The following is an 18,046-nucleotide window of genomic DNA, read 5'->3' as shown; positions in this document are numbered from 1 at the left end:
TGTGGTCGAGTCCCGTCAGGTGTCAAGCGAACATGGGCCAAACAGCCAATGCGTTGAGAGCCAACCCGACACTCAATCGGTCATGTGGAGCCAACTGGCATTTAAAACTTGTATATTTTCCCGACCGATGAGGGTACTACCGCATCACCAAATGCTGTTGCAAGTGCGCCAATTGCTCGCCACCCAGTGCAGTGTCCGGCTGCAATAGTCGTTAGATTGAATTTTCCAAGCTCACGGACCGTGTCCGGGATGTTGGCCTCCGTAGGCCCCGCAAGATGGAAACCACCAACGACTCCGTGGATCGGGTGTGCTGAAAAACTGTGGTGTGCATGTTTCAAAACGTTGACAACGCCTGCGTGAGAGCACGCGGTAAACACTAACAGGCCTTTATTCTTGATATTGACGGCGATAAATCGTTCATCGAGAAGGAGAGGGTCTGGTTCCCAGTTCGTTCCGTCTTTGCTGCGTCGAACCTGACCGGGCCGTCCCTTCTCGAATGAAGTGACGCGCGGTATCTCCCCACTAATGAAAAACAGGTTATCCAAGACGACTTGCGACTCTTTCGAGTGAATAACCGTTGCGCCATGTCGTTCGAGTTCATCCTGAGTTGGTACGTCATCAAATCTCCTGATCGCTCCATCAGGCCCCCGCATAGCGCGCGGCGCATACATTCCCGGATGCATGTAGGTTGGTACTGCTTCCCCCCCGTTTCGAATCTGAATCATGTCCAATGCTTTGAGCATGGCACCAGAATGGTCCCAGTGCCCGTGGGATAGGACCATCCCATCAACGGTGCCAATTTTGAAGCCTAGTCGGTCAACATTTCTTTCAAAGACCGCGCTGTCTGGTCCGGAGTCAAAGAGAAGGGTCTTCGACACACCGTCACGCCAGACCGTGATTGCGCAAGAAAAACCATGGGCCGCACAGCATAGTGAATCGCCCGCCAAGAGTCTTGCGCCCCGTCTCCAAAAACTTGGGAACTCGGTCTCTACGTATCCCGGCACAGAAGAAAGGTTGTCCGTTGAGTTATCGACGAGCACCAAGACCTCCACGCGGTCGGCAACTGTCAATTCGGGCATCTGAAGTTTTCCTCAAAATTTGACGGTGATTTCTTCGTGTCCAGTTTGCCATAAATCGGGGCAGCAACGGACCTGTATCGTGTTGCCGGTCACATCACCCGCACCACCGGGTAACGCCGCCACTCGGGCTCAGCGTGGCGTTGGCCATTGGCGTAGAGAAAAGACAGCACCGCCTGCTGGTCTGACAGTAGTGCGGGGTTCTCGGTCTTCCACCGGGAAAATGCTGCAGCCAGTTCCGGCTCGTCGTGCAGCATCTCCAGTGCCGTATCCTCGAACACGTAGTCCGAGAAGTGTTCTTTCTTCTCCAGAATGGCGTTGAAGAAACCCCAGCGGAAGAAGCTGTCGTGCGCTCGTGGCTCCAACGTCTCCACCGCATAGCGGGCACGCGGCTGGTCCAGGTGCACCAGCACATCGCCGGCTCTGGCCTGCACGGTTGTGGCATGGGTACCAAGCTGCACTTCGTCGTGGAACAGATGGCCTTCGTAAGGGCCGGGGCGGGAGGCCACCCGATCGATGGTGTAGGCCTCGCCCTGTAGCAGCCGATCGACGGTCAGGTGCTCCAGTTCCACGCCATTCCACTGCAGGCGCTCAATCACTTCACGCCAGGCTTGGGGAATGTAGTAGCTGCGTGGGGCTGCGACCTCGACATCGGTCACGCAGCGGTTAAACCAGGCAATGTCGCGCTCCCACGGTTGGTTGCGGTCGTAGGCCAGGCGGTAGTAGTTGCCCAATTGGCTCTCGCCATAGATGGGCGCAAAGCCTTTGAATCGAAAGCTAGCGGGGCGGCTGTAATCAGGCCGCCACAGCACGGGGCGGAGGCTGCAAACTGCCAGCGGTGCCCGCGCGGCGCGGCGCAAGGCTTGGATAGCGGAGCCATGTTCCACCGTAAATGCCAGCACCGACTCCACCAATGCACGCATGGAGGCGTAGCGGTCGGCAAAGGGCTTGAGCATGTGGGTCTCGGGCATGAAGCCGATGGTGTGGTGCAGTGCCGCGTAACCCGTCGAAAATCGGGGCACCTCTAAAAAATCTTCAATGCCGTCGTCGGGCGTAGTTTTGACTGGGTTCACATAGGGGCACGTCGGCCAGCCGCGCTGCGTCATGTCTGCATAGATGGTTGGCAGCATGGTGTCACGCAGAAAGTCACCCAAACCACCGCCGAGTTTGTCGGTCTGGGTGTTGATCAGCGTCATTGTGTATTGGTAGTCCGCACCGTTGGAGGTGTGGGTGTCCACCATCACGTCCGGGTCCCACGCGGTAAAGAAGCGGTTGAAGGCCTGGGCGGCCAGACTGTCGCACTTGATGAAGTCGCGGTTCAAGTCCAGATTGCGGCCGTTCGCCCTAAAGCCAAATTCCTCAGGCCCCAGTTGGTTGACGCGGGATGTGGCCTGGCGGTTCAGACACCCATCGACGTTGTAGACCGGAATAAACAGAAACACCGTCTGCCCCAAAGCGGCCAGGCGCTGGGGCTGCGTGCAAAAGTCCCGCACCAGGGCCATGCAGGCGTCAATGCCTTCGGGCTCGCCGGGGTGGATACCGTTGTTGTTGAAGAACACGGGCCGACCAGCGGCGTGGATGGCTTCACGGTCGAACACACCATCAGCGCTGACCACACCGGCATGCAGGGGCAGACCGTTGTCGCTAGTGCCTATTGGAAAGAAGCGCAAGACTTGCGGAAAGGTTCGCGCCAAAGTCTCGTAAAAAGCGATGCAACTTGCCCAGTCGGTAGTCTGGTTTTGGTTGCTGCGCTCGAATGGTGTGGGGTGGGTCATCAGAAAACCGCTGATTGTGGCGTGTTCGCTTGCAGCTTCTTGCTCAGCACGGCAATACCCTGATTGTGGTTGTTGATGGCGCGCAGCGCCACCAGTTGCTTTTGAGCGGCATCCCGCTGACCGTCGCGCCAGTAGGCCAGACCCAGGTTGTAGTGAATTTCCTCAAATCCGGAGGTGATGGCGGCGGCCCGCTCCAAGGCCTGCACTGCGTCATGGGGATGGCCGTTATGCAATGCATTCAGGCCCAGCCCAAGCCAGTAGTAGGGGTCCTCGGTTTGCCGCTTGGCCAGCAGTGTCAGGAAATGCCTGGCTTCTTCATCGCGCCCTTGAATTTGCAGCAGTTGCGCCATGCCCCGCAGTGGTGCGTAAGAAGGTCCATCCAGGGCAATGGCGTGCTCGAGCAACTGCTCGGATTCATGCAGCAGACTCTGACTGGCATACAGCTGCGCCAGATTGGAAAAGGCTGGCGCATAGTCTGGCGCCAACCTGATGGCGGCGCGGTAGTAGGCGTAGGCATTGGCACGGTCGTCATGTGCCATAAATTCAGTAGCGCGATTGTTGTAGTAACGGGCAAGGATGGCGTTTTCGCTCAGCCACTGTCCGGTTGCGCGCGAACCGGCCTGTGGCTCGAAATCGATGATGAATCCACCGGCCTGAATGGCCTGCCCGTTGATCAAAATCTCGGTGTCGTTGCGTACAAACAGGTTGACGTGTTCGTTGACGTAATCCAAGCCATCGCGCCGGTCCAACAACACCGGCACACGCACTTCCTGCATGTGTGCCGACAGGCCCAAGGACTTGGCCGCAGCGTAGGCCAAAATCGTGAGTGACAGGCAATCGCCTCGTTGGTTGTGCCAGGTCTGCGATGCGCCGGTGGTGTGGCCGCTGTTGTAGGAAAGGCGTATGCCCGATGGACCGTACAGGCGGGAAATCAAAAGGTCCAGCCGCCCTTCGGTGGTGTAACCCATGCGATCGTAAGACGCCAGATGCTTGCGCACGGACTCATCCAGCTTGAACACTGTGTCAGCGTTGTCAGTAACGCGGGCCGTTTGGTAATCAAACAGGCTGTCGTGCCACAAGCCTTCGGGCAGCACACCAACGACCTGCGTCGACGCGCACCCGGCCAAACCAAACACAACCATAAACACCTGAAAAAGGTACTTGAAACCCATGGTAACCCCCTGCGTTAGCGTCCGACTCCGTGGCCCCCAATACGACCGCAGTATGGTGCCGGTAGCTCCAAATTTCCATAGGGTTTGCATAGGGTTGCCCCGCATTTCACAATGCATTCGCTCAGCGAAAATTCGTTTATGAACAAAGTGATCGTTTTCGCGACCCCCATCTTCCTGCTATTGATCACACTGGAGTTGTTGTGGAGCCGCTCCCGCGCCAGCCGCACGGCAGGTCAGACACCCTACCGTCTGAACGACGCCATTAACAGCATCAGCCTGGGGATGCTCAGCCAATTGGCGGGCACATTGGGCAAGTTGTTGAGCCTGGGCATTTATGCTTTGGTGTTCCATGCCGTGGCAGTGTTCCCAAATCACAGCTTCTGGACCACCTGGTACGGCGTGTTGCTGGCCCTGGTGTTGTATGACCTGTGCTACTACTGGCTGCACCGCGCAGGCCACGTGGTGGCGGTGTTTTGGGCGGCGCATGTGGTGCACCACCAAAGCCAGCACTACAACCTGTCCACCGCGCTGCGCCAAACCTCCAGCGGCTTGCTGCTGGGCTGGATTTTTTACCTGCCCATGGCCGTGCTGGGGGTACCGCCCGCCGTATTTGGCATCGTGCTGCTGATTGATCTGCTCTACCAGTTTTGGGTGCACACCGAGCAGATTGGCAAACTGGGCTGGTTTGACCGGGTGTTTTGCTCACCCAGCAACCACCGGGTGCACCACGCGGTCAATGACGACTATATCGACAAGAACTACGGTGGCATCCTGATTCTGTGGGACCGGTTGTTTGGCACGTTCCGGGAAGAGACCGAACCTTGCGTTTATGGAACACGCGGCGCGCTCAACAGTTGGGACCCGCTGTGGGCCAATCTGGAGGTGTACGCGGCGCTGGCTCGCGAATCATGGAACGCACCCAACTGGGGCGACAAGCTGCGTGTGTGGTTCAAGCCCCCGGGCTGGCAAAGTTCCGCCATGGCGCAGGCCCACCCCAAGCCCGCCTTCGCGCTGGACGCGGTAACCACTTTTAACCCACCCCTCACACGCGCGCAGCAATGGTTTGCGGCCGCGCAGTTTGGGCTGGCGCTGGCCGCCGTGCTCGCATTTTTGTGGCATGTTGACAGCATGGGAGCGGTGGATGCAGCCATTTGGTGTGCGGCCATTGCATCGGGCTTGTGGGCCACCGGTCGCTTCATGCAAGGAAGCTTTGGCATGCTGGAGGTGCTGGTGGTGGAGTGCGGCGCCCTGGCCACGCTGGCGGCGCTGGGCATGATCGACGGCTACATGGTCTTCAAACCGTTGACCATGGTGATTGCTATTTTTTTTGTAGCTGTTCGTGCATATTCCATGAGGGCTATAGATCGATTTGATGCATTACTTATTGGCGCACTGCTGTTCTCACTGGCGGGCGATGTGTTCCTGATGCTGCCTGGCAACTACTTCATCCCTGGCTTGGCGTCATTCCTGGTGGCGCACGTGTTTTACATCGCGCTGTTTCGCCAAGGGCAAGCCTGGTTTCCAAGCAAGCGTGCATTGCTGGTTGTATTGGGTGTGGGGGCGGTGATGTACGCCATTGTGTGGAGCGGACTGCGCGACCCAGTGCTGAAGATGGCCGTAGCTGCCTATGTGACAGTGATCTCACTCATGGCGGCCCAGGCCATTGGCCGCGCCAAGGTGCTGGGCAACGCCGCTGCGCGCTGGGTGGCGCTGGGTGCCTGCGTGTTCATGGTCAGCGACTCGCTGATTGCCATCAACAAGTTCGTTATGCCAGTAGAGCTTTCATCGCTGTGGATTTTGGCGACCTACTACGCGGCGCAGGTTTTGATTGTGCACAACGCAAGGCCGGCGCAGCCATTGGGTGTTAGCGCCCCTGCGCCTGCAGCACTGCCTTGAGCCGGCGCACTTCGTTCTCCAGATCCAAAATCAGCGCGGCGGCATCCAGCCCCACACCAAAGTCGCGCTCCAGACGCCGAGCTTCCAGTGCGCGGTGCAAATCCGGGCTATAGAACTGCCATTGGTCGGGTTGTGCAGTGGGAAGCTTCACCTCCACAATGCCAACCTCTACCAGTTGCACCACCCAGTCGATATCGGCACCGCAGGCATGGGCCAGTTCGCGGGCTGCAATGGGGTTGTCCAGGCCAATGGCCGCAGCAGAAATCACCGTAACAAAAGCCATGCTCACGCTCCCCCCACGCCCAGATGGCGCCTTGGATTGAAAGGCGCTGCCTGCGCCAGTTGTTCGTAGGCCTTGCGCGCCGCATCGGTGTCGGCGGGTGGCAGGGCAATGTCGAGCAGAAGGTACAGGTGGCCCGGCGGTTTGCCTGGCAGGCCACGGTCTTTCAGGCGCAGTTTCAGGCCGCTACGGGCACTGGGTGGCACGGTAACTTCCACCACCCCCCCGGTCGGGGTGGGTACTTGCACCTGGGCACCCAGGGCCGCCTCGGTGGGGGTAACCGGCAAGGTCATGTAGAGGTCGCTACCTTCAACCCGGTACAGCGCGTGCGGCGCAATGCGCACTTCCAGGTACAGGTCCCCGGCACTCTCGCCCCCTTCACCCGGTAGGCCGTGGCCGCTTAGCCGTATGAACTGCCCCGGGTGGACGCCTGCCGGAATCTTTACGCGCAGCGTGTGGTTGACGATGGTGGGCTTGCCCGTGGCATCGCTTTCGAGTGCGCGCAGGGTGATGTCGCGTTCCGCGCCCTTAAGCGAATCTTCGATCGAAATCTCGATAGCGGCATGCTGGTCTTCGCCACGGGCCCGGTACTTGCGGCTCTGGGCACCACGGTGTTCGCCACGGCCAAACACCGATGAAAAGAATTCGCTGAACTCCGCATGGTCCGCCGGCCCCTGGCCTGGCCCACGGTGAAACTCGAAACCCTCGTCCCAACCGGGCGGTGGCTGGAAGCTGCCGTCAGCATTGCCACCCTTGGCCACTCGGTCGGCAAGGGCATCGTAGGCGGCACGTTTTTCCTTGTCGCCCAGCACGTCTTTGGCCTCGTTGAGGTCGCGCATCTTGACCTGCGCATCGGCCTCTTTGCTGACGTCCGGATGGTACTTGCGTGCCAGTTTGCGATAGGCCTTGCGCACCTCGTCGTCCGACGCGCCGCGCTCTACGCCCAGTGTTTTGTAGTAGTCCTTGAATTCCATAGGCACAGTATGCCCGCCATTTCACCGAAAATACAGCGCATGACCGAACCCTTGGTACCCATCAATACCGACGAAGTGGAATTCAGCGCCATCCGCGCCCAGGGTGCGGGTGGTCAAAACGTCAACAAGGTCTCCAGCGCCATCCACCTGCGCTACGCCATTCCCGCATCCAGCCTGCCCGATCCCATCAAGGAGCGGCTTCTGGCGCTGAACGACCAGCGCATCACAAGTGAGGGCGTGGTGGTGATCAAGGCGCAAACCACGCGCAGCCAGGATCAGAACAAGGCAGATGCGATCGAACGCCTGCAAGCGCTGGTGGACAGTGTGGCGGTTCCGCCCAAGCCACGCCGGGCGACCAAACCCACCAAAAGCTCCCAGCGCAAGCGGCAAGGCGGCCGTGCGGGGGGAGTGAAAAATGCGGCGACGGGGGATCGCTTCAACGGCGCATCAGGAAACGCCGCGGTGCGTGGGCAAACTTGTCGATGCCTCAGCCGTCGCCCGCCAAGCGCCCAGAAGGGCATTTACCAGGCGGCCGCGACCGTGCAGGCCGCATTGAAACGCGCCACAGTTGGACATCAGGTAGTTGGGCACCCACCGAACCACCAACTGCACCAAACACCAGATAGGCAGTCCGCGCGCCAAGGTTTTTGAAAGGCGCTGCAAGCATTCCGCGAACGGCCTGCCACCGCCCCCAAAAAAAAACCCCCCCAAACCCCCAAAAACCCCCCCCCCGGGGGGCCCCCCCCCCCCCGGCGGGCGGACGGCCGCGCGCCTTGCGTAATTCATAGACCGATAGCACAGCATTGCCCACACCACTGGCGGCAATGACAGCGATGCCCAACCATGCCCAGCCGTCGGGTACATGCTGAAAAAACAGCCAGCCAAACAGGGTGGCAAAGGCAATTTGCGAGTACAAATACGGCGTGAGCACCACGGCCGATGCCCGCATGAAAGCCCATATCAGCATCAAATGGCCAAAGGTGCCAAAGAACCCCAGCAGCATGAACCATGGCCAATGCGCCAGAAACGCGGTGGTGTCCCAGTACAAGGCCGCCACCGGTGTCATAAACAGGGTACCGGTCAGGCCGGTATAAAAATGGGTGGTATAGGGGTTTTCTTCACCGCTGAGGCGGCTGGTCAGTACCTGAAACGCCGCGTAGGTGCTGACCAGCACCACCGGAAACAGCAAGGCCCAACTGAAGACCTGCCCGCCGGGGCGAACCACCAGCAACACCCCCAGCAGACCGGTGGTCATCAACAGCCAGCGCCGCACAGACACTTGGTCTTTGAGTGTCCAGGCGGCCAATGCGGTGGCCGCCAGTGGAGAGAGCATCACGATGGCCGTGAACTCACCCACCGGCAAATACTGCAAGCCAAAAAACGAGCAGGCACTGGTTATAAGCAGCAGCACGCCACGCAACGCCTGAAACCGGGGGTTAGCAGTCTGCAGCAAGGTCCGCCCCTGCACCGGGAACCGCAGGACAAAAGTGGCCACCGCCTGAAACAGGTAGCGAAACCACAGCAGCATCAGCACAGGCGCCAGCTTGCCCGCGTATTTAGTGGCGGAGTCCAGTGACGCAAAGGCCAGGGTGGCCAACAGAATCAAGACAATGCCGCGGCCCTGCTGGCTACGCCAATACGCCATGCTTACTCCGCAGCAAACAAACCTTCACCCGCACTCTTGGGTGCAACACCCAGGTGCCGGTACGCCGCCAGCGTGGCAATGCGTCCGCGTGGGGTGCGTTGCAGGTAACCTTGTTGGATGAGATAGGGCTCGATCACGTCTTCAATGGTTTCCCGTTCTTCGCCAATGCTGGCGGCTATGTTGTCCAGCCCCACCGGGCCGCCGTCAAAACGGTGAATCACGGCCTCCAGCAGCTTGCGGTCCATCACGTCAAAGCCCATCGGGTCCACGTCCAGCATGGCCAGCGCGCGGTTGGCCATGTCCAGGGTGATGTGGCCTGTGCCTTTGACGTCCGCGTAGTCGCGCACGCGGCGCAGCAGGCGGTTGGCAATGCGCGGGGTGCCGCGTGAGCGGCGTGCAATTTCGAAACCTCCTTCGGCATCCATGGGCGCTTTCAGCAAGCCGGCGCTGCGCGTCACGATGCGGCCCAGTTCCTCGGGCGTGTAGAACTCCAGCCGCGCCACGATGCCAAAACGGTCGCGCAGCGGGTTGGTGAGCATGCCGGCGCGGGTGGTGGCACCCACCAGGGTGAAGGGCTGCAGGTCAAGCTTGATGCTGCGCGCCGCCGGGCCTTCACCGATCATGATGTCGATCTTGTAGTCTTCCAGTGCGGGGTACAAAATTTCTTCAACCACGGGGCTCAGGCGGTGAATTTCGTCGATGAACAGCACATCATTCTTTTCCAGATTGGTCAAGAGCGCGGCCAGGTCTTTCGGCTTTTCCAGCACCGGGCCGCTGGTCTGGCGCAGGTTAACGCCCAGTTCGGCCGCCACGATATGGCTCAGCGTGGTCTTACCCAAGCCAGGCGGGCCAAACAGCAGCACATGGTCCAGCGCCTCGCCACGCATCTTGGCGGCGCTGATGAAAATCTCCAGCTGCTCGCGGATCTTGGCCTGGCCCACGTACTCGTCGAGCAACTTGGGTCGCAGGGCGCGTTCAATGGCCTCCTCTTGCGGTGAGGTGGGCGCACTGGAAACCATGCGTTTGGCAGGCGGGGCGGAGAAGTCGTCGGTCTGGATGCTCACGGTGTGTCGCGCTTTGGTGCTAGAGAATCGGGCTGTTCAACGTCCACTATAGCGCGCGCAAGCATGGCGCACTCTCACAAGGTAGTGATGTCGGCCCTGCGTGTATCGCCATAGTTCAGGTATTCAGCCAACTTGGCATCCTCGTGCGGTATGTGCTCCAAGGCCCAACTGCGAAACAGTGTCTCAAACGCCGCTTTGTAAGTCGCATCGTCGAGATCTTGTCCACTCAGCGACTCCAGGCTCGTAGTCAGTTTCTGGTGTGACTGCACGTGTTCACCCAACAACGGGAAGTTGGCTTTTTGCATCAGGGCCTCTTCGTATGCGAAGTGCTCTTCGATGTACTGAAACAAGCGCACCACGCAGTCCAGCAACTCGACCTTCTCTTTGGCGCGCAAGACTTGATTCGCCAACACAAACAAGCGCCGGTGCTGGTGGTTGATCTGGACATCACCGATGTCATAGCTGATATTCCATTCGATTGTCATAGCGACCTCCGATATCCGTGAGTCAATGGGTGAAATTGTGCACGCGTTCTACACCGTTTGGGGCCTATCGCGCCAAAGCCTTTAGCGCCAGCTTGATGCCCTCACTTACACCCACATCAACCGGCAAAGCCTTCAGCGCGGCGGCCGCTTCCTTGTCGCTGTAGCCCAGCGCCAGCAGGGCCTGCAGAATATCGGCCTGTGCGTCGTTGACCAAGGTGGCACTAGCCCCAATGTCGGCCCCAAGCTTGCCTTTGAGTTCGAGCAGCAAGCGCTCGGCTGTTTTCTTGCCAATGCCCGGCACCTTGATCAGGCGACCCGCCTCTTGCAAGGTTACGGCCTGCGAGAGTTCGCCCACACTCATGCCGGACAAGACCGACAGCGCCGTGCGCGGCCCCACACCCGAAATTTTGATCAATTCACGAAACGCGGCGCGCTCGGCCTCCGAAGCAAAGCCGTACAAAATCTGCGCATCCTCGCGCACTACAAAATGGGTCAGCAGCGACACCTTTTCACCACTGGCGGGCAGGTTGTAGAACGTGCCCATGGGCACCTGCACCTCGTAGCCGACACCACCACAATCCACAATCACCTGGGGCGGATTTTTGTCGCTGAGAATGCCTGTAAGTTTGCCAATCATCGTATGCCTTGGGTTATCTGCCGTTTGTTGCCTATGATGGGAGGCCTATCCCGCCACCCTTGCCCGGAATTATCAACTTGATTCTCAGACACAGCTTTACCCCGCTCAACAACAACCGCCTGTCCCACCTGTGCGGCCCCACCGACGAGCACCTGCGCACCATTGAAGCAGCGCTGGAGGTGCGCATTGCCCACCGGCACGAGCAATTCAAGGTCGAAGGCGCAAAGGCCAAAGCCCAGCGCGCCATGGACATGCTGCAGGCCTTGTACGAAATGGCCGCCAAGCCCATTAGCCCGGCCACGGTGCAACTCATGCTTACCGGCGACGGTTCGGGCCATGAGAACGATGGCCCCACCCTGGCCACCCGCCGCGCCGACCTTAAGCCGCGCAGCAAAAACCAGGCACGCTACCTGGACAACATTGCCGAGCACGACATCACCTTTGGCATTGGACCTGCTGGCACCGGCAAGACCTACCTGGCAGTGGCCGCTGCGGTGGACGCACTGCAACGCAGCGCGGTACAGCGCATTATCCTGACCCGCCCGGCGGTAGAGGCTGGCGAGCGCCTGGGCTTTTTGCCCGGTGACCTCAACCAAAAGGTAGACCCCTACCTGCGCCCGCTCTACGACGCACTGTATGACCTGATGGGCTACGACCAAGTGCACAAGGCCTTTGAGCGCCAACAACTGGAAATCGCCCCGCTGGGCTTTATGCGTGGACGCACGCTGAACAATGCCTTTGTGATTCTTGACGAAGCACAAAACACCACACCCGAACAGATGAAGATGTTTTTGACCCGCATTGGCTTTGGTGCCAAGGCGGTCATCACCGGTGACCTGACACAGATTGATCTGCCCAAGACCCAGCTCAGCGGCCTGGTGGATGCCGAACGCGTGCTACGCCGGGTGAGTGGCATTGCCATCACCCACCTGACCAGCTTGGATATCGTGCGCCACCCGCTGGTGGCGCGCGTGGTGGACGCTTACGACGCCGCACGCCTGAACGAACTGCCCGCCATTGAGATCCCCGAGGCAGAGGTGGAACTGTCCCGCGTCGGTCTGCCGAAGACCCGCACGCCAAGCCGCCGCTCGCTCACCAAACCCTGATCGCCTCTACCTTCTACACGTTTCACCATGTTGCCCGACCTCACCCTTTCCCTGCAATTTGGCAAGCTCAAAAGCGCCGACAAGCACCGCGCCGCCCTGCCCCGCCACCGGGTTACCAAATGGATTCGCCATGCGCTGCAAACCAACGGCGAAATCACCGTGCGCATCGTTGACGCCGAAGAAGGCCAAACGCTGAACCGTGAATACCGCAAAAAGGACTACGCCACCAATGTGCTGACGTTTGATTACACGCAAGAGCCTGTGGTGACTGCCGATCTGGTGTTGTGCGCGCCGGTGGTGGCCCAAGAGGCCAAGGAACAGAAGAAGACTCTACAAGCGCATTACGCCCACTTGATCGTGCACGGCACCCTGCACGCGCAAGGCTGGGACCATGAGCTGGAAGAAGATGCGCAAGTGATGGAGCTGCGCGAGACCGAGATCATGGCGCGCTTGGGTTTCAAGAATCCTTACTAATAAAATCGGGCTCTAGCCCTCGTCAGCATTACATAAGCAGCTATGCAATGCATAGCAACTGTTTTTTCTGTCACAACCAGGGAGTATTTGTATGAAACGTTTTGGACTTGCACTCGCGGGCCTGCTGCTGGCCGGTGTCGCGCTGGCCGATGCCACCCTTCCCAAGGCCGATATTGCCGGCGCCAAGGACTCGCCCCTGATCGGCCGCTTTGCGGGTTCCTTCATCGTGTCGCAAGACAACCGCGATTTCGACGAACTCAAGTTGCCACTGGGACCACTGAAAGCCGTCGCCGACAAGTCAAAGCGCGACACGCACAACAACATGGTTTTTGAACCCACGCAAAGCAAGGCGCTGGAAGGCAAACGCAGCCACATCGTCTACTTGTTGCCCGACAAGGTGTCGCCGCTCCAGGCCGTGCGCAACTACCAAAATGACGCTGCGGCCAAGGGTGGCAAAACGCTGTTTGAATGCAAAAGCCCCGAATGCGGTGGTGACGGCACACGCAGCAGCGACGGCGGTGGTGGCGACCAGAGCCTGGCCATGCTGCTGACGTCTCAGGACCAGATCAAGGACAAGGCGTTTACCAACGGCAGCTGTGCACAGACCGGGCGCACCGGCGAGCAGCGTTATGCTGCGCTGGAGCTGCCCAACGCGAATGCCTTTGTCTCGGTGCTGGCCTATAGCCTGGAGGGCGGCACCTACTGCACTGCGCTTGAGCACCGCACCGTTGTGGTGGTGGATGTGCTGGAGCTCAAAGCCATGGAGCAAAAGATGGTGACGGTCAAAGCCGAGGAAATGGCGCAATCCATCACCACCAATGGCCGCGTCGCACTCTATGGCCTCTACTTTGATTCGGGCAAAGCCGATGTCAAACCCGAATCCAAGGACACGCTGGCCCAGATCGCAAAGCTGCTGAGCACATCGCCCGCGCTGAAGTTGCTGGTGGTGGGCCATACCGACAATGTCGGCGAATTCAACTCCAACATGGACCTGTCCAAACGCCGGGCCGATGCAGTCATCAGTGTGCTAGCCAGCCAGTACAAAGCCGACCGCAAGCGTCTGACGCCCGTAGGCGTGTCATTTGCCAGCCCCATTGCACCCAATACCAGCGAAGACGGCAAAGCCAAAAACCGCCGCGTGGAGCTGGTGCCCAACAATTGACGTCGGAAAACGAGTGATCGGACAGTTGGTGGACGCGGGCTTTGACCCGCTAGTGGGTGCGCATCAACTACCAGCTGCCCGATGCACCGCCGCCACCAAAATCTCCGCCGCCACCCGAACTGTAGCCGCCACCACTAGAGCTGCCGCCACTCCCCCCTGAACTTCCACCGCCACCGCCACCGCCACCGCGAGTTAGCTGCACGCAGGTTACCAATGCATAGAGCATCGTGGCCATGGCGGCCAGCACCGCCATCCAAAACGCAGCGCCCACCACGTAGGTCAGCAGACCTGCGCCACACCCAATGGCGATCACTGCGGGCTTACGTCCAAGCACGCTACGCATGACGCTGCCAAAAGTCGGCACCATAATCATGAGGAAGACCACCAAGGGGGTCCAATCCATGGAACTCCAATTACCCGCCGCTACCGGCGCAGGTGCAGGCAGTGGCTCGCCGGCTACCAAAGCGGCGATCTGGTCGACACCCGCCCGCAAGCCGCCGGCAAAGTCGCCCCGCTTGAAGCCTGGCGTGATGGTCTCGTCAATGATGCGACTGGCGGCAAGGTCGGGAATGGCTCCCTCCAATGTTTTGGCCACCTCGATACGCAGGCGCCGGTCGTTTTTGGCAACGATGACCAATACGCCATCGCCAATGTCGCGCCGACCGATTTTCCAGGTGTTGGCGACCCGATTCGCATAACTGGCGATATCCTCCGGCTGCGTCGACGGCACCATCAAGACCACGACCTGCGCGCCCTTGCGAGTTTCCAGGTCTGCCAACGCAGCCTCAAGTGCCGTTGTTTGGTTGGCATCGAGCGTACCGGTCTGGTCCATGATATGGGCACTGAGGGCAGGAACAGGTAGTACATCCTGGGCAAATGTCGCAACGCCGGACAAGGTCAACACGACCGTCAGCAACCACCCGAACAGGCGAACCACCAGCGCAGTGCGGTTAACCGCGCTGCACAAACCGGAGTGTCGGGGGGCGAATAGGCGTTGTAACCGCATGCGCTCAAGTATGGCAGCAATTGCGCAAAATATGGGCTTCTGCCTCCGGCGCCAGCGCCGCAGCACAGTGGGCGGCGGCACCGGCCTCCTGCGCCCAAGCCAGCGTGTCACGTGCCGTATGGCCCCATGGGCGGGTTTGCAGACCGGCTTCCGCCGCACGGTGTCCGCTACCCAGCAACATGCCGCCAAAGTCAGGGTCGGCCTCGGGTATCCACAACGGCAAGCCGGTCCAAGGCGCCACCTGGGCACGTACCAAGGCGGCGTCATCACACCACACCAGTTCCGCAATGCTTGCACTGGCTGACTGGCAGGCTTGCAACGCTTGCGCCATACTGCCCGAAGTTCCCACAGCGTGAAAGACGCCGGGTGTGCGCTGTAGCGCCAGGTGCACGCACCATTGAGCCAGGTCGCGTACATCGATAAATTGCACGGGGCGATCCGGGCGCCCCGGCGCCAGTACGGTGCCGCCACGGTTCAGGCGGCTTGGCCAGTAGGTGAAGCGCCCGCTAGGGTCAAACGGTCCAACAATCAATCCGGGCCGCACAGTCGCAAACCGCCCGGGCATGGCCTTGGCAATCACGTCCTCGGCACGGGCCTTGGCGCCGCCATAGCCATCCACTGCGGTGGTCACATCGGCCGTTTCGTCATAAGCGCAGCCTGGCGCAAAGCGTGCGTAGACCGAGATGGTGGACACGAACACATAGTGCGCAACCTGGTCGCGCAAGGCGTCGCAGGAGCGTTGGAGTTGTGCCGGCGTGTAGCCGCTGCAATCGACAACTGCGTCAAACGCCCGGCCCTTGAGCGCACTAAGGTCACCATCACGGTCACCGCGCAATTGCTCTACCGCTTGGGCAAACTGCACATCGTGCGTGCCACGGTTGAGCAGCGTAGCCTCGCAGCCCGCAGCCAGTGCGGCATCCAACACGTGCCGGCCCAGGAACACCGTACCGCCCAGGATCAAGAGTTTTTTCATTGCCGCATCCCGTACCAAACTTTCAAACACCTGAGCATAATCGGCAGCCCAGTACCACCACAGCACCATGCGCGCACTGATCGATTTCGCCGCCATAGCGGCCCCAACGCGGCCCAAGGCCATGCCATCTGGCTCTGGCGCATTGCGCGTTGCGTTTGGCGAGCCGGTTGAAGTATTGGCGACGGACACGCTGGACCAGGTCAAGGCTGTGCTTCAGGCCGTGGAAGAACGGGCCTTGCGCGGACAGTGGTGTGTGGGCTATGTGCGCTACGAGGCGGCGCCCGCCTTTGACCATGCGCTGGCGGTGCACGCGACGACCGGCCCATTGGTATGGTTTGGGGTGCACGATGCGCCGCTGCCGCAAGAACCATCCGGGGATGTGGTGGCATCCAGTCCCGAAGCGGCACCCACCGATGTTTGTCGCGCCACTTGGCACAACGGCATGACCCGCGCCACGTTTGATGCCGCAATGGCCCGCTTGCACCAGGCCATTGCCGACGGCGAGATTTATCAGGCCAACTTCACCACCCGCACTGCAGGCCAATTGCAGGTGCCGCCGCTGGAACTGTTTGCGGCCATGCGCCAGGCACAGCCCGGTGGCTTTGCCGCGTATATCGACACGGGCGAGGAACAGGTGCTGTCTGTCTCGCCCGAATTGTTTTTTGACTGGCACGACGGCCACCTGATCACACGCCCCATGAAAGGCACGGCCCCGCGTGACGACGACCCGCAGACTGATGCCGCCCTAGCCTTGGCCCTGCGTACGTCACCCAAGGAGCGGGCCGAGAACGTGATGATCGTGGACTTGATCCGCAACGATCTGTCCCGCATTGCCAAGCCCTTTTCTGTCACCGTGGATGGCCTGTGCCGCGTGCAGGCCCTGACCACCGTGTGGCAGATGGTGAGCGATGTGCACGCTGATACGCGCCCCGGCACCCGTCTGGTGGATGTGTTTGGCGCCCTGTTTCCGTGCGGCTCGGTCACCGGCGCGCCCAAGGTGCAGGCCATGCGTTTGATCCGCGAGCTCGAAGACACACCACGCGGCGTGTACTGCGGCGCTGTTGGCGTGGTACGCCCCGGCGGTAACGCTACCTTCAACGTACCCATTCGCACCGTGGAGGCACAGCCCGGCACCCTGCAAGCGGGCACCGGCAGTGGCATTACGGCAGATGCACAGGCTGCGTCTGAATGGCAAGAGTGGCGCCACAAACAAACCTTTTTACAACGGGCCAGCCAGTCATTCTCGATTCTGGAAACCTTGGCCTTGCAAGGCGGCGTGCTCCAGCGCTGCGACGCCCACCTGGCACGCATGAAGGCATCAGCGGCCCATTTTGGTTATGCATGGAGCCCTGCAGCAGCCCATGACACCCTGAAAGCCCTGTGCCACCAGCACCCACAAGGCAACTGGCGGATACGCCTGCTGCTGGATGCCAACGGCACCTTGCATACACAGGCATATGCCTTGGCACCCACACCGGCCACCGTGCACTTGCAACTGGCACCCAGCCCGCTGCTAGAGACCGACAGCGAATTCGTGCGCCACAAGACCACCCGCCGCGCCCACTACGAACGTCTGGCACCCACCACGGCAGAGGTGTTCGACACGGTGCTGTGGAACGCGCATGGCGAGGTGACCGAATGCACCCGGGGCAACTTGGCTTTGCTACTGGACGGGCGTTGGATCACGCCCGATGCGCGCTGCGGCCTGCTCGCTGGCGTGGGCCGCGCCCACTGGTTGGCGCAGGGGCGGCTGCAAGAAGCGGTGGTCCGGCTGGAAGACCTGCCCCGGGTACAGGCCATGGCCTTCATCAACAGTCTGCGCGGCTGGGTGGAGGCTACGTGGCACACGCCACTGCCGGCGGTATGCGCAGCGGGATGGTCACCGGGCCATTATTCACCAGCGTGACCTGCATGTCCGCGGCAAACTGGCCGGTCCGCACGATAGGGTGTGCGCGACGGGCCTGCTCCACGAACAGGTCGTACAAGCGGCGTCCCTCATCGGGTGCGGCAGCAGCGGTAAAGCTGGGCCGGTTACCGCCCCGCACATCAGCCGCTAGCGTGAATTGACTCACGATCAGCAGTCCGCCGACCGTGCCAGCGCCGTCCATATCCTGAACGCTGAGGTTCATCTTGCCCTGCGCATCACTGAAAATGCGCAGCTTGAGGATTTTGGCCAGCAGTTTGTCACCCTCGGCCGCGGTATCCCCCTGCTCGGCGCAGACCAGCACCAAGAGGCCCGGCCCAATCTCGCCCACGGTCTGCCCATCCACCACGACGCGGGCCATGCTGACACGTTGCAGGACGGCGATCATGGTTGGTGC

General features: G+C 60.5%; 17 protein-coding genes and 1 pseudogene. 6 read left to right on the top strand and 12 right to left on the bottom strand.

Annotated features, from left to right (window positions below; translation table 11 throughout):
- Positions 1–101: 101 nt before the first annotated feature.
- The 3 genes from IPI80_RS20320 to IPI80_RS20310 all read right to left on the bottom strand — a co-directional run bounded on the left by IPI80_RS20320 (position 102) and on the right by IPI80_RS20310 (position 4,023).
- Complete coding sequence (locus IPI80_RS20320) at positions 102–1,079, bottom strand: MBL fold metallo-hydrolase (RefSeq protein WP_413862994.1); 978 nt, start codon at positions 1,077–1,079, stop codon at positions 102–104.
- Positions 1,080–1,168: 89 nt separating this feature from the next.
- Complete coding sequence (locus tag IPI80_RS20315; RefSeq protein WP_413862992.1) at positions 1,169–2,851, bottom strand: M14 family zinc carboxypeptidase; 1,683 nt, start codon at positions 2,849–2,851, stop codon at positions 1,169–1,171.
- Entirely contained in the window at positions 2,851–4,023 is a 1,173-nt protein-coding gene (locus IPI80_RS20310) for a hypothetical protein (RefSeq protein WP_413862990.1), read from the bottom strand. The genes IPI80_RS20315 and IPI80_RS20310 overlap by 1 nt, the downstream gene beginning before the upstream one ends.
- Positions 4,024–4,161: 138 nt before the next feature.
- On the opposite strand from IPI80_RS20310, the gene IPI80_RS20305 reads away from it, so the two are divergent.
- Positions 4,162–5,919 carry a lysoplasmalogenase family protein gene (locus tag IPI80_RS20305; RefSeq protein ID WP_413862987.1) on the top strand — a complete coding sequence of 586 codons (1,758 nt, stop codon included), beginning with the start codon at positions 4,162–4,164 and terminating at the stop codon, positions 5,917–5,919.
- On the opposite strand, the gene IPI80_RS20300 is transcribed toward IPI80_RS20305, so the two are convergent.
- Both IPI80_RS20300 and IPI80_RS20295 read right to left on the bottom strand, forming a co-directional pair.
- Positions 5,888–6,202 (bottom strand): chaperone modulator CbpM, encoded by a 315-nt coding sequence (locus IPI80_RS20300; RefSeq protein ID WP_413862984.1) that lies wholly within the window; start codon positions 6,200–6,202, stop codon positions 5,888–5,890. The genes IPI80_RS20305 and IPI80_RS20300 overlap by 32 nt on opposite strands.
- Positions 6,203–6,204: 2 nt before the next feature.
- Entirely contained in the window at positions 6,205–7,173 is a 969-nt protein-coding gene (locus IPI80_RS20295) for a DnaJ C-terminal domain-containing protein (protein WP_413862981.1), read from the bottom strand.
- Positions 7,174–7,212: 39 nt separating this feature from the next.
- Here IPI80_RS20295 and arfB point away from each other — a divergent pair.
- Positions 7,213–7,575, top strand: a pseudogene (gene arfB / locus IPI80_RS20290) (alternative ribosome rescue aminoacyl-tRNA hydrolase ArfB); the annotation flags it as partial.
- A gap of 85 nt (positions 7,576–7,660) precedes the next feature.
- Here arfB and IPI80_RS20285 read toward each other — a convergent pair.
- From IPI80_RS20285 to ruvA, 4 genes are all read right to left on the bottom strand, one after another.
- The gene (locus IPI80_RS20285; RefSeq protein WP_413862978.1) at positions 7,661–8,818 is read right to left on the bottom strand and encodes a DMT family transporter; all 1,158 of its coding nucleotides are present in this window, start codon (positions 8,816–8,818) and stop codon (positions 7,661–7,663) included.
- Between the two features lie 2 nt (positions 8,819–8,820).
- Positions 8,821–9,882 (bottom strand): Holliday junction branch migration DNA helicase RuvB, encoded by a 1,062-nt coding sequence (gene ruvB, locus IPI80_RS20280; RefSeq protein WP_413862976.1) that lies wholly within the window; start codon positions 9,880–9,882, stop codon positions 8,821–8,823.
- Positions 9,883–9,956: 74 nt separating this feature from the next.
- A complete protein-coding gene (locus IPI80_RS20275; protein ID WP_413862973.1) occupies positions 9,957–10,367 on the bottom strand; it encodes a bacteriohemerythrin in 411 nt (136 codons plus the stop codon).
- 64 nt (positions 10,368–10,431) lie between these two features.
- Positions 10,432–11,004 (bottom strand): Holliday junction branch migration protein RuvA, encoded by a 573-nt coding sequence (ruvA, locus tag IPI80_RS20270; protein ID WP_413862970.1) that lies wholly within the window; start codon positions 11,002–11,004, stop codon positions 10,432–10,434.
- 77 nt (positions 11,005–11,081) lie between these two features.
- Here ruvA and IPI80_RS20265 point away from each other — a divergent pair, with 77 nt between their 5' ends.
- The 3 genes from IPI80_RS20265 to IPI80_RS20255 all read left to right on the top strand — a co-directional run bounded on the left by IPI80_RS20265 (position 11,082) and on the right by IPI80_RS20255 (position 13,746).
- A complete protein-coding gene (locus IPI80_RS20265; protein ID WP_413862969.1) occupies positions 11,082–12,110 on the top strand; it encodes a PhoH family protein in 1,029 nt (342 codons plus the stop codon).
- A gap of 27 nt (positions 12,111–12,137) precedes the next feature.
- Positions 12,138–12,584 (top strand): rRNA maturation RNase YbeY, encoded by a 447-nt coding sequence (ybeY, locus tag IPI80_RS20260; protein ID WP_413862965.1) that lies wholly within the window; start codon positions 12,138–12,140, stop codon positions 12,582–12,584.
- Between the two features lie 91 nt (positions 12,585–12,675).
- On the top strand, positions 12,676–13,746 hold the full coding sequence (locus IPI80_RS20255) for an OmpA family protein (RefSeq protein ID WP_413862963.1): 1,071 nt from the start codon (positions 12,676–12,678) through the stop codon (positions 13,744–13,746).
- Positions 13,747–13,813: 67 nt separating this feature from the next.
- On the opposite strand, the gene IPI80_RS20250 is transcribed toward IPI80_RS20255, so the two are convergent.
- Together IPI80_RS20250 and IPI80_RS20245 are read right to left on the bottom strand one after the other, a co-directional pair.
- Positions 13,814–14,752: a TPM domain-containing protein gene (locus IPI80_RS20250; protein ID WP_413862960.1), complete on the bottom strand. Its 939-nt coding sequence runs from the start codon at positions 14,750–14,752 to the stop codon at positions 13,814–13,816.
- 4 nt (positions 14,753–14,756) lie between these two features.
- Positions 14,757–15,725 (bottom strand): NAD-dependent epimerase/dehydratase family protein, encoded by a 969-nt coding sequence (locus IPI80_RS20245; protein ID WP_413862958.1) that lies wholly within the window; start codon positions 15,723–15,725, stop codon positions 14,757–14,759.
- Positions 15,726–15,792: 67 nt separating this feature from the next.
- On the opposite strand from IPI80_RS20245, the gene pabB reads away from it, so the two are divergent.
- Positions 15,793–17,631 carry an aminodeoxychorismate synthase component I gene (gene pabB, locus IPI80_RS20240; protein ID WP_413862955.1) on the top strand — a complete coding sequence of 613 codons (1,839 nt, stop codon included), beginning with the start codon at positions 15,793–15,795 and terminating at the stop codon, positions 17,629–17,631.
- On the opposite strand, the gene dtd is transcribed toward pabB, so the two are convergent.
- Positions 17,561–18,037: a D-aminoacyl-tRNA deacylase gene (gene dtd, locus IPI80_RS20235; RefSeq protein ID WP_413862953.1), complete on the bottom strand. Its 477-nt coding sequence runs from the start codon at positions 18,035–18,037 to the stop codon at positions 17,561–17,563. The genes pabB and dtd overlap by 71 nt on opposite strands.
- Between the last annotated feature and the right edge of the window lie 9 nt (positions 18,038–18,046).

It is taken from the genome of Candidatus Aalborgicola defluviihabitans (genome assembly GCF_016705985.1).
GTDB classification, from domain to species: Bacteria; Pseudomonadota; Gammaproteobacteria; order Burkholderiales; family Burkholderiaceae_C; genus Allorhodoferax; species Allorhodoferax defluviihabitans.
The sequence above is the reverse complement of the archived record's forward strand: the minus strand, read 5'-3'. Positions and strand labels throughout refer to the sequence as shown.